General features: G+C 75.1%; 7 protein-coding genes and 1 pseudogene. 7 read left to right on the top strand and 1 reads right to left on the bottom strand.

The genetic code is table 11. The annotated features are described in order from the left end of the window. Positions 1 to 89 precede the first annotated feature (89 nt). A complete protein-coding gene (locus ACFQ80_RS21675; RefSeq protein ID WP_430550021.1) occupies positions 90 to 764 on the bottom strand; it encodes a hypothetical protein in 675 nt (224 codons plus the stop codon). Between the two features lie 99 nt (positions 765 to 863). Between ACFQ80_RS21675 and ACFQ80_RS21670 the strand changes: the two genes are divergently transcribed. The 7 genes and pseudogenes from ACFQ80_RS21670 to ACFQ80_RS21640 all read left to right on the top strand — a co-directional run bounded on the left by ACFQ80_RS21670 (position 864) and on the right by ACFQ80_RS21640 (position 11,807). Further along, positions 864 to 2,096, top strand: coding sequence for a PucR family transcriptional regulator (locus ACFQ80_RS21670; protein WP_430550022.1), 1,233 nt, complete (start codon positions 864 to 866; stop codon positions 2,094 to 2,096). Positions 2,097 to 2,221: 125 nt separating this feature from the next. After that, positions 2,222 to 3,202 carry an ACP S-malonyltransferase gene (locus ACFQ80_RS21665; RefSeq protein ID WP_430565096.1) on the top strand — a complete coding sequence of 327 codons (981 nt, stop codon included), beginning with the start codon at positions 2,222 to 2,224 and terminating at the stop codon, positions 3,200 to 3,202. Then, positions 3,199 to 4,224 carry a beta-ketoacyl-ACP synthase III gene (locus ACFQ80_RS21660; protein ID WP_430550024.1) on the top strand — a complete coding sequence of 342 codons (1,026 nt, stop codon included), beginning with the start codon at positions 3,199 to 3,201 and terminating at the stop codon, positions 4,222 to 4,224. Before ACFQ80_RS21665 ends, ACFQ80_RS21660 begins: the two co-directional genes overlap by 4 nt. Positions 4,225 to 4,375: 151 nt before the next feature. Next, positions 4,376 to 4,627 (top strand): acyl carrier protein, encoded by a 252-nt coding sequence (locus ACFQ80_RS21655; protein ID WP_079574895.1) that lies wholly within the window; start codon positions 4,376 to 4,378, stop codon positions 4,625 to 4,627. Positions 4,628 to 4,730: 103 nt separating this feature from the next. Continuing rightward, a complete protein-coding gene (locus ACFQ80_RS21650; RefSeq protein WP_430550025.1) occupies positions 4,731 to 5,984 on the top strand; it encodes a beta-ketoacyl-[acyl-carrier-protein] synthase family protein in 1,254 nt (417 codons plus the stop codon). A 170-nt stretch (positions 5,985 to 6,154) separates the two neighbouring features. Further along, a pseudogene (locus ACFQ80_RS21645) lies at positions 6,155 to 6,898 on the top strand (choice-of-anchor G family protein); the annotation flags it as partial. A gap of 82 nt (positions 6,899 to 6,980) precedes the next feature. Then, complete coding sequence (locus ACFQ80_RS21640; protein WP_430565095.1) at positions 6,981 to 11,807, top strand: beta strand repeat-containing protein; 4,827 nt, start codon at positions 6,981 to 6,983, stop codon at positions 11,805 to 11,807. The last annotated feature ends 40 nt before the right edge of the window (positions 11,808 to 11,847 follow it).

Raw genomic sequence — 11,847 nt, 5'->3', positions numbered from 1 at the left:
GCCCCGAGCCGCACGGCTCGGGGCCTTCGTGCTGTCTCCGGCGGTGCCGGACCGTCGGGCGACGACGGCAGGGCTACGACGACGGCAGGCTACATCGTCGAGGTCTGCTCGCGGGCGGCCACGACGCGAGCCAGCTCCGCCCGCAGCGCGGCGGTGCCGGGGTGCTGGGCGAGCGACTCCAGGTGCTGGCGCGCCTCCGCGACGCGACCGGCCTCGAGGGCCGCGAGCACGAGCTGCCGACCCACCTCGGGCGTGTGCTCGCGGGCGCGCCAGTGGCCGATGCCGAGACCCAGCGCCTCGGTGGGCATGCCGGCGTCGCGCAGGATCGCCAGGCCCTCGGCCAGGGCCTCGCCGCCCGGGTCGCGCTCGGCCGCGGTGGCGAGGCGCCGGGCCGCGCCCTCCGGGTCGTCGGCGACGGACAGGCGCCCGAGCTCGAGCAGCGGGCGCCACCCGCGCGGGTGACCGGCGAGCTCCTCCGCGAGCGACCACACGGCCAGGTCGGCGGCGCGCTGCTGCGCGGCCTCGTCGGCCGGGGCGGTGAGCGGGTCCTCCGGGTTCGGCGACTCGGCCGCGCGACGGCGCACGATCTCCGCGAGCGCCCGGAAGGCGGGCGCGTCGTTGGGGTCGTCGGTGAGGATGGCCCGCAGGGCGTCCTCGGGCACCGTGTCCCCGTGCTCCTGGGCGGGCGACGGCCGGCGCGCGGCCACCGTCGAGGCGGAGAACGGCCGGCGCAACAGCTGCCGGAGCCGGGGCATGAGGGCCATAGCACCGACACTATCCAATGACCCCCGCCACGGCCGGGCCCCGCTCCGACCGCCCGGACGTTTGTGCACTCCCCACAACCACGCCCGTATCCTCGACCCATGACGAGCAGCGGCACCCCGACCTCCACGACCGACGGGACCGCCGTCCCCGAGGGCAGCGCGGACGGCACTCCCGTCTCCCGGGGCGAGAACGTGCAGCGCGTGCGGGAGGGCATGGGGCTGCTCACCTCGACCGCGATGCGCCGCCTCGAGGAGGACGTGCACTGGTACCGGCAGCTCCCGGCGGAGGACCGGTCGTACGTGGCCCTGGTCGCGCAGTCCGGCATCAACGCCTTCGTGAGCTGGTTCGCCGAGCCCACGCCCACCCCGCACGGCGTCGGCGAGATGTTCGCCGCCGCGCCGCCCGAGCTCACGCGCTCGATCTCCCTGCAGCACACGCTGCAGCTCGTCCGCCTCATGGTCGACGTCGTGGAGCAGCACTCGGACGAGATCGCGGCCCCCGGGTACGAGCGCGAGCTGCGCGAGGCGGTGCTGCGGTACTCCCGCGAGATCGCCTTCTCCGCCGCCGAGGTCTACGCCCGCGCCGCCGAGGTGCGTGGCGCCTGGGACGCCCGCCTCGAGGCGCTGGTGGTGGACGCGCTGGTGCGCGGCGACGGCGACGACTCGCTCCGCTCGCGCGTCTCGGCGCTCGGCTGGAGCGGCCGCGGCCAGGCCCTCGTGGTGGTGGGCGAGGCGACGACGCGGCTCGACGACGTCCGCACGGCGGAGCTGCGGCGGCTCGCCCGCCGCGCCGCGGGCGACGCCCTGGTCGGCATCCACGGCGACCGTCTCGTGCTCGTGCTGGGCGGCGAGGGCGACCTCGTCGCCGCCGCCACGTCGCTCCTGGACCGCTTCGGTCCCGGGCCCGTCGTGATCGGCGGCGTCGTGCCCGACGTCTCGGACGCCGCGGCGTCCGCGGCCGCCGCCCTCGCCGGGCTGGCCGCCGCGCCCGCCTGGCCGCAGGCGCCGCGCCCGGTGCTCGCCGACGAGATCCTGCCGGAACGCGTGCTGACCGGCGACGTCACCGCGCGCCGCACCCTCGTGGCCCAGGCGTACCGCCCCCTGCAGGAGGCGTCCGGCTCCGTGCTCGAGACGCTGTCCGCCTACCTGGGCACGGGCCGGTCGCTCGAGGCCGCCGCACGCCGCCTGTACGTGCACCCGAACACCGTGCGCTACCGGCTGCGCAAGGTCTCCGAGATCACCGGCTGGGACCCGCTCGACGCCCGCGAGTCGTTCGTCCTCCAGATCGCCCTGGCTCTCGGGCAGCTGGAGGGGGACCCGGGCGCCGGCTGAGCGCGCCGGGCACGGTCTCGGCCCGTGCGACGCGCGCGTCCTTGGAGGTTTCCCACAATCGCTTTCCACCAGGTTCGTGCGCGTCGCGACGACGCACCCCCGCCGCGGGGTGACACCGTGGGCACGTGCTCGCCGTCGTCTGCCCTGGACAGGGCTCTCAGACCCCCGGGATGCTCAGCCCCTGGCTGGAGCTGCCCGGCACCGCCGACCTGCTCGACACCTTCTCGGCCGCGGCCGGGACCGACCTCGCCCAGCACGGGACGACGTCGGACGCGGACACGATCCGCGACACCGCCGTGGCCCAGCCGCTGATCGTCTCGTCGTCGCTCCTCGCCCTGCGCGCCGTCCTCGACGGGCGCCCCACGACCGAGGTCGTGGACGTCACGGCCGGCCACTCGGTCGGCGAGCTCAGCGCCGCGGCCGTCGCGGGCGCGCTCGACGACGCCGGCGCCGTCGGCCTGGTCTCGCACCGGGCGCGCGCGATGGCGGAGGCCGCCGCGGCCGCGCCGTCCGGCATGAGCGCCGTCGTCGGCGGCGACCCCGACGAGGTCCTGGCCTCGATCGAGGCCGCCGGTCTGTTCCCCGCGAACGTCAACGGCGGCGGCCAGGTCGTCGCCGCCGGCGACCTGGAGCGCCTCGCTGCGCTGGCCGCCGACCCGCCGACCCGCGCCCGCGTGATCCCGCTGCAGGTCGCGGGCGCGTTCCACACGCCGTTCATGGAGTCGGCCAGGGTCGCGTTCGAGCAGGTCGCGACCGGCTGGCTCGCCACCGACCCGCGGCTGCCGCTGCTGTCGAACGCCGACGGCGCGTCCTACGACACGCTCGGGACCGGCGCCCACGGTCACGGCACCGCCACGGACGTCCTCGCGCGCCTCGTCGCGCAGGTCACCGCGCCGGTGCGCTGGGACCTGTGCCAGGCGACGCTCGCCGAGCGCGGCGTCACCGGCATCCTCGAGCTCGCCCCGGGCGGGGTCCTCACCGGCCTGGCCAAGCGCGCGCTCAAGGGCGTCGAGTCGGTCGCCGTGAAGTCCCCCGACGACGTCGAGGCCGCGCGCGACCTCATCTCCCGCCACTCGGTCGCCGCGGGCGCCGGGACCGCCGCGTGAGCCAGTCGCTCCCCGGGCCGCGCCGCACGCTCCGTCAGGCCGAGCCCGTCCGCTTCTCGCGGATCCTCGCGATCGCGGGCGAGCGCGGCGAGCGCGTCGTGACGAACGACGACGTCGCCGGCCCGATCGACTCCTCCGACGAGTGGATCCGCCAGCGCACGGGCATCGTCACGCGCCGGTACGCCGCCGCGGACGTCGACGTGCTCGACCTGGCCGAGGCGGCGGCCCGCAGGGCGCTCGACGCCGCCGGCCTCACCGGCGCGGACGTGGACGTGGTGATCCTGTCCACGGTGACGTACTTCCACCAGACGCCGGCGGGCGCGGCCGTCCTCGCGGAGCGCCTCGGCGCCACCCCGGCCGCGGCGTACGACGTCTCGGCCGCCTGCGCGGGCTACGCCTACGGGATCGGCCAGGCGGACGCCCTCGTCCGCTCCGGCGCCGCCCGGCACGTGCTGGTGATCGGCGCGGAGAAGATGTCCGACTTCGTCGACCCCACGGACCGCTCCATCTCGTTCCTGCTGGGCGACGGCGCGGGCGCGGCCGTCGTCGGCCCCTCGGACATCCCGGGCATCGGCCCGACGGTGTGGGGGTCGGACGGCGCGAAGTCGCAGGCCATCTCGCAGACACGCGGCTGGTCGGACCTGCGCGCGGAGCCGACGGCCGGCTGGCCGACGCTGCGCCAGGACGGCCCGACCGTCTTCAAGTGGGCCAGCTTCCAGATGGCCCCGATCGCGGCGAAGGCCATGGCGGAGGCGGGCGTCGAGCCCGAGGACGTCCAGGTCTTCGTGCCGCACCAGGCGAACATGCGCATCATCGACCAGCTCGTCAAGCAGCTGCGGCTGCCCGAGAGCGTCGTCGTGGCACGTGACATCGCCGACACCGGCAACACGTCCGCCGCGTCGATCCCGCTCGCCACGGAGCGGCTGATCTCCGAGGGGCAGGCCCGCTCCGGCGACCTGGCCCTGCAGATCGGCTTCGGCGCCGGCCTCGTCTACGCGGCCCAGGTCGTGGTGCTGCCCTAACCTCTGGTGCGACCCTGGCACTCGGTCGCGCGACAGGTCGCGCGATCGGTCGCCCGGGGTCGTGACCGACCCCCGTGGTGCGGGACAATCGCACCGCAACACCCCACGGTGCCGGACGGCCGGTACCCCGTTTCAAGGAGAGACGCACCCCATGGCTTACACCTCCCAGGAGATCCTCGAGGGCCTCGCCGAGATCGTCGCCGAGGAGACCGGTCTGCCCACGGACGCGGTCGTGTCGGAGAAGTCGTTCACGGACGACCTCGACATCGACTCGCTGTCGATGATGACGATCGTGACCCACGCCGAGGACAAGTTCGGCGTCCGCATCCCCGACGACGAGGTCAAGAACCTCACCACGGTCGGCGACGCCGTCTCGTACATCGAGGGTGCGCAGGCCGCGTGACGCCGCGGGGCGCTCGCCCCGCCGCGCGGGCGGGCCGGTGACCCCGGCCCGCCCGGCAACCTGAACGACTCGTACCCGCTCTCACCTCAGGAGTGACCCACCCATGACTGCCGCACCCGCCTCGCGCGACGTCGTCGTCACCGGCCTCGGCGCCACCACCCCGCTCGGTGGCGACGCTCCCAGCACCTGGGCTGCCGCCCTCGCGGGTGAGTCGGGCGCGCGCACCCTGGACAACGACTGGTCGGAGAAGTACGGGATCCCCGTCACGTTCGCCGCCACCATCAAGGTCACGCCCGACCAGGTCCTCTCGCGGCCCGAGACCAAGCGCATGGACCCGTCCACGCAGTACGCGATGGTCGCCGCCCGCGAGGCCTGGCAGGACGCCGGCGCCCCCGAGGTCGACGGCGAGCGGCTGGGCGCCGTGGTCTCCTCCGGCATCGGCGGCATCTGGACCACGCTCGACGGCTGGGACACGCTCAAGGAGCGCGGCGCCCGCCGGATGCTTCCCATGACCGTCCCGATGCTCATGCCGAACTCCCCCGCGGCCTACGTGTCGCTCGAGTTCGGCGCCAAGGCCGGGGCCCACGCGCTCGTGTCCGCCTGCGCGTCGGGCGCCGAGGCGATCGGCTACGGCGTGGACATGATCCGCGCCGGCCGGGCCGACGTCGTCGTGTGCGGCGGCACCGAGGCGACGATCCACCCGATGCCCATCGCGGCCTTCGCCGCGTCGCGCACGCTCTCGCTGCGCAACGACGACCCGCAGGGCGCCTCGCGACCGTACGACGTCGACCGCGACGGCTTCGTCATCGGCGAGGGCGCCGCGATCGTGGTGCTGGAGAGCGCGGAGCACGCCGCCGCCCGCGGTGCCCGCGTCTACGCGAAGATCGCCGGCGTCGGCCTCTCCGCCGACGCCTTCCACATCACCTCTCCCGACCCCGAGGGCACCGGACAGGTCTCCGCGATGCGCCGGTCGCTCGAGGACGCCGGCGTGACGTCGCGTGACGTCGTGCACGTCAACGCGCACGCCACCTCCACCAAGGTCGGCGACCTCACCGAGACCGCGTCGATCCGCACCCTCATGGGCGGCGAGGCCGACCACGTGCGGCTCTCGGCCACCAAGTCCATGACCGGCCACCTGCTGGGCGGCGCCGGCGCGCTCGAGACGCTCTTCACCGTCAAGGCGGTGCACGAGCGCCTCGCCCCGCCCACGATCAACGTGGCGAACCCGGACCCCGAGCTCCAGGTGCCGCTGGTGCGCGCCACCCCGGAGAAGCTGCCCGACGGCGACATCGTGGCGCTCAACAACTCGTTCGGTTTCGGCGGCCACAACGTCGCCCTCACGGTGACGAGCGCCTGAGAGGTCCGTTCCGCCCGCGTCGCACCGTCTGCAACACCTGTCCCTGATGCCCGGACTCGTCGTCCGGGTCGGTTTGTCCCTCGTGGTGCCTGCATGATCCGAGCAACCTATGTTGGCGCCCGAGGCCACCAACGTCGGTGTGCCGCAGTCAAGGTCCAAGGGGGAGACCGATGGCACGTGCGCGCCGTCATGCGGAGCAGGCTCGAACGACAGCTCACGGGAACGGGGCGGCTCCCCCGCCACGATCCCGACCGCGCGGCGACGCTCTGCGGAACCTCACCGCCGGTGTGACCTCAGCAGCCGTGCTCGGGGCGCTCGCTTTCGCGGGCGCCCCGAGTGCGTCCGCGGCGCCCACCGACGTGGCGGAGTCGCTGGGCAAGTTCCTCGGCGGCGAGGTGCTCCTCGGGAACGTGGACCTCGACTCGATCGCCGAGGTGGAGGGCGCCGACGCCGCGTACCCGTCGGGCACCTCCCCGGACACCAACCCGCTCGCCGCCGACGTGCTCAACACGCTCGACGTCGACCTCACCGACACGCTCCAGCTCTTCGGCCCGGACGGCATCGTCGAGCTCGGTGCGGTGAACCAGTACGCCGGCGCCGACGAGGACGGCTCCACCTCCGCCTCGGGCGCCGTGACCGACCAGGGCGCCATCTCGGTGGGCGGCTCGGAGCAGTTCCCGGCCGACGCCACCGTGTCCCTGACGCCGCTGGTGCCCGAGGTCCTGCGCGACTCCACCGTCTCGCAGCTCGCCCTCTCCCTCGGCGCGCTCTCCGCGACGGCCCAGGCCGAGCCCGGCTCCGACCCGACGGGCGACTACCAGATCGCGGGCGCGACCCTCGACCTCACCAGCCCCCTCGTCGGCAACGTCTACACCCAGCTCCAGGACGCCATCACCCCGGTGCAGTCGTCCCTCGACGGCCTCGAGGGCACGCTCACCACGGCGCTCAACGGCCTGATCAACGTCAACCTGGCCTGTCGCGCGCTCGACCGGTGCCGTGGACGTCACGGTCCCGGACCTCACGCAGGCGCTGCCCACCGGTTTCGTGGGCGACGGCGCCGTCCAGGTCAACCTCGAGACCGGCGAGGTCAGGGTCGACCTCGAGCAGCTGCTCGCGGACGACCCGGACCTGCCCGACCTCAACGAGCTGCCGGCCAACTACGAGATCCTCAACGGCGACGTGGTCGCCGCGATCTCCGACGCCGTCACCAGCACCATCACGTCGGTCGTGCAGGACGTCGCCGACGGCGTGCGCGCCGCCGTCGAGGCCACCGCCGTCAGCGTGGACATCGACTTCCAGGTGTTCTCCGTGCTCACGTGGACGGACGTCCTGAGCCTCGACCTCGACGCCAGCCTCGCGGAGATCGACGCCGGCACCGCCACCGCGGACGTCGACGTCCTCGGCAGCACCGCACTCGTCAACACCCTGCTCGGTGCTCTCGGGCTCGGCTCCACGCAGGCGCTCGCGTCCGCGGTCGTCAACGCCCTCCTCGCGCCGGTCGGTGCGGTCTTCACCCTCGTCGACACGCTGGAGAGCACGCTCGACGGCGTCACGGGAGACCTTGCGGACGAGGTCGTCGGGCCCGTCCTGGACGTGCTCACGGGAGTCGTCTCGCTGACCGGCAACGTCCAGGAACAGCCGGGCGACCTGCCAGACCAGGACCCGTCGGGCATCGAGTCGTTCACCGAGCGCGCCCTGTCGCTGCGCCTGCTGTCCCTCGGCACCGGCGACGACCTCGCCACCGTGAACCTGGCCTCCGCGAGCGTGCGCGCCGTCGCGGCGCCGACGATCGCCGCCGACCCTGCGACGGTCCAGGCGGGCGCCCAGAGCACGATCACGGGCTCCGGCTTCGCCCCCGACACCGACCTGACCGTGCAGCTCACGGACACCGACGGCGCGCCCGTCGGCGTCCCGGTCCCCGTCACGTCGGACGGCTCCGGCACCTTCACGGTCCCGCTGCCCGTCGACTCGGGCACCGCGGCCGGCGACCACACCGTGACCGCCTCGGGCGACCCGTCCGGCGTGACGCCGACGACGCCGCTCGCCGTCACGGCTGCCCCGAGCATCGCGGCCGACCCGGGCACCGTCCCGGCCGGCGGCACCTCCACGATCACCGGCGAGAACTTCACCCCCGGCGGCGGCGTCTCCGTCCAGCTCACCGACGACGCCGGCGATCGCGTCGGCGACCCCGTCACCACCACCGCGACCGACGACGGCACCATCTCCGTCGACCTGCCCACCGGCGCGGACACCGCCGCCGGCGGCTACACGGTCGTGGCCACGGACGCATCGACGGGCGCCACGGCCGACACGGCCCTCGCGGTGACCGACGCCCCGGCTCTGGCCCTCGACCCGACCACGGTCGTCCCGGGCGGGACGACCACCGTCACCGGCACCGGCTTCACCCCGGGCGAGGACGTCAGCGTCCAGCTCACCGCCCCCGACGGCACCGCCGTGGGTGACCCGGTCACGGTGGCCGCAAGCCCCGACGGCTCGATCTCCACACCGCTGACCGTGCCGGACGGCGCGGACGCGGGCGACCACACCGTCGTCGCGACCGACGTGTCGGGCGCGACGGCGCAGGCGGACCTCGCGGTCCTCGTCCCGACCATCACGGTTGATCCCGCGACGGTCCCGGCCGGCGGCACCACGACGGTCGCCGGCGAGGGCTTCACCCCCGGCAGCGATGTCACGGTCCAGCTCACCGACGCCGACGGGGCGCCGGTCGGCGATCCCGTGACGACGACCGCGACCGGCGACGGTGCGTTCGACGTCGACCTGCCGGTCCCGGCCGACGCCACCCCCGGCGACCACACCGTGGTCGCCACGGACGGCTCCGGCATCTCGGCCGAGACCGCCCTGGCGGTGACCGACGCCCCGACGGTCATCGCCGACCCGGGCACCCTGCCCGCGGGCGGGGGCACGACCATCACCGGCACCGGCTTCACCCCGGGCGGCGACGTCACGATCCAGCTCGCCGACGCGGACGGTGCACCGGTCGGCGACCCGGTCACCACGACGGCCAGCGACGAGGGGGCCATCGAGGTCGATCTGCCGACCGACGCCGGGACCACGCCGGGCGACTACTCGGTCGTCGCGACGGACGTCTCGGGTGCCACCGCCGAGGCGCCGCTCGAGGTCACCGCGGCCCCGACGATCGCCGCGGACCCGGCGATCGTCCCGGGGGGCGGCACCACGACCGTCACCGGAGAGGGCTTCACGCCGGACTCCGACGTGAGCCTCCAGCTCACCGACGCCGCCGGGGCCCCGATCGGCGCTCCCGTCACGGCGTCCGCCGGCCCGGACGGGACGATCACCTCTCCCCTGCCCGTGCCCGACGACGCGCCGAGCGGGCCGTACACCGTCGTGGCGACCGACGTCACCGGCGCCACCGCACGGGCCACGCTCGCCGTCACCGGGCCGCCGGCCTTGGCCGCCAACCCGGGCACGGTCCCGGCGGGCGGCACCACGACCGTGACCGGCGGAGGCTTCACGCCGGACGAGGACGTCACCGTCCAGCTCACCGACGACACCGGCGCCCCGGTCGGTGACCCGGTCACCGCGACCGCGACCGAGGGCGGCACGATCACGGTCGACCTCCCGGTCCCGGCCGACGCCACCCCCGGCGTCCACCCCGTCGTCGCCACGGACATCACCGGAGCGACGGCCGAGGCACCGCTGGAGGTCACCGCGGCCCCGACGATCGCAGCCGACCCGGGCACCCTGCCCGCCGGCGGCACCACCACCGTGACCGGCACCGGCTTCACGCCCGGCGAGGACGTCACCGTCCAGCTCACCGACCCCGACGGCAACCCCGTCGGCGCCCCCGTCACGGTCACCGCGGGCAGCGACGGCACTATCGAGGTCGACGTGCCCGTCCCGGCAGACGCAGTGCCCGGCGACCACTCCGTCGTCGCCGAGGACGTCAGCGGCGCGACGGCCGAGGCACCGCTGGTCGTGACCGCGGCCCCGACCGTCGCGGTCGACCCGGGCAGTGTCCCGGCCGGGAGCAGCACCGCCGTCACCGGCGAGGGCTTCACCCCCGGCGAGGACGTCACCGTCCAGCTCACCGACCCCGACGGCACCCCGATTGGGAGCCCGGTGACGGTCGCCGCCGGCGACGACGGCACGATCGAGGCCGAGCTCATGGTCCCGGCCGGCGCCACCCCCGGCGACTACTCGGTCGTGGCCGAGGACTCCTCGGGTGCCACCGCCGAGACACCGCTGGAGGTCACCGCACCCGTGGTGCCCGTGATCACGGTGGATCCGGGGACCGTCCCGGCAGGCGGCTCGACGTCCGTCTCGGGCGGGGGCTTCACCCCCGGCGAGGACGTCACCGTCCAGCTCACCGACCCCGACGGCACCCCGATTGGGAGCCCGGTGACGGTCGCCGCGGGCGACGACGGCACGATCGAGACCGAGCTCATGGTCCCGGCCGGCGCCACCCCCGGCGACCACACCGTTGTCGCGGAGGACTCCTCGGGCGCCACCGCCGAGGCGCCCCTGGAGGTCACCTCGGCCCCGGCCGTCGCGGTCGACCCGGGCAGCGTCCCCGCTGGCGGCACCACCACCGTCACCGGCGAGGGCTTCACCCCCGGCGAAGACGTCACCGTCCAGCTCACCGATCCCGACGGCAGCCCCGTCGGCGACCCCGTCACCGCGACCGTCGGCGACGACGGCACGTTCACCGTCCCTGTCACCGTCCCGGCTGACGCGACACCGGGCGACCACACCGTGGTGGCGGAGGACTCCTCCGGTGCCACCGCGGAGACTCCGCTCGAGGTCACCGCGCCGGCGGACCCGGTGCTCACCGTCGACCCGGGCAGCGTCGCAGCGGGGAGCAGCACCACCGTCACGGGCGGCGACTTCACCCCGGGCGAGACGGTCTCGGTGATGCTCGTCGACGCCGCCGGCGACCCCGTGGGCGAGCCCGTCACCACCCGGGTGGGCGCCGACGGCACGTTCACCCTCGACCTGCCCGTTCCTGCGGGCACCGAGGCCGGCGACTACACCGTCGTCGCCGAGGACGGCGCCGGGGCGACCGCCGAGGTGCCGCTCGAGGTCACGGCCCCCACGCCGACCGACCCGTCGATCGACGTGGACCCCGGCACGGCGGCACCCGGCGACACCGTCACGGTGATCTGCGACGGCTTCGGCGAGGGCACCGTCGTGGTGCAGCTCGTCGGGCGTGACGGGGAGCCCGTCGGCGACCCCGTCGAGTGCGTCGCCGGCGAGGACGGGTCCGGCACCGTCGAGCTGCCGATCCCCGAGGACGCCGAGCCCGGCGACCACACGGTGGTCGGGAGCGGTCCCGACGGGACGGAGGCGGAAGCTCCCCTGACGATCACCGAGCCCGCCGGCGAGCGTCAGCTCTCGTCCCGGTTCTCCCAGGCGGAGGTCGAGCGCGGCGACTCGCAGACGTTCAGCGCGGGCGGGTTCGAGCCCGGTGAGGAGGTGCGGGCGGTCATCAACTCCGACCCGCTCCCCCTGCCCGTCACGACGGCCGACGAGAACGGGGTCGCTACCTGGACCTTCGTGGTCCCGGCGGACTTCGACCTCGGCGGCCACACGGGCACCGCGACGAGCGTCAGCGAGGAGGACTCCACGACCGCCTCCTTCCAGGTGGTGCTCGACACCGGCCTTCCCGGCGGTGGCCTTCCCGGTGACGACGGCGCGACGACTCCGGGCGGGACGACGACGCCGGGCGGCACCCTGCCGCAGACGGGGGCCGGCGACCTCGCGACCGTCGGCGTCGTGGCCCTGTTCCTGCTCCTGGGCGGCCTCGGCGCGGTCCTGGCCAACCGGCGCCGTACGGCGCCGTGACGGGTCGCTGACACGACGACGCCCCGCCCCGGCAACTGCC

Source organism: Isoptericola sp. NPDC056578 (assembly GCF_042793275.1).
Lineage (GTDB): Bacteria > Actinomycetota > Actinomycetes > Actinomycetales > Cellulomonadaceae > Isoptericola.
The sequence above is the reverse complement of the archived record's forward strand: the minus strand, read 5'-3'. Positions and strand labels throughout refer to the sequence as shown.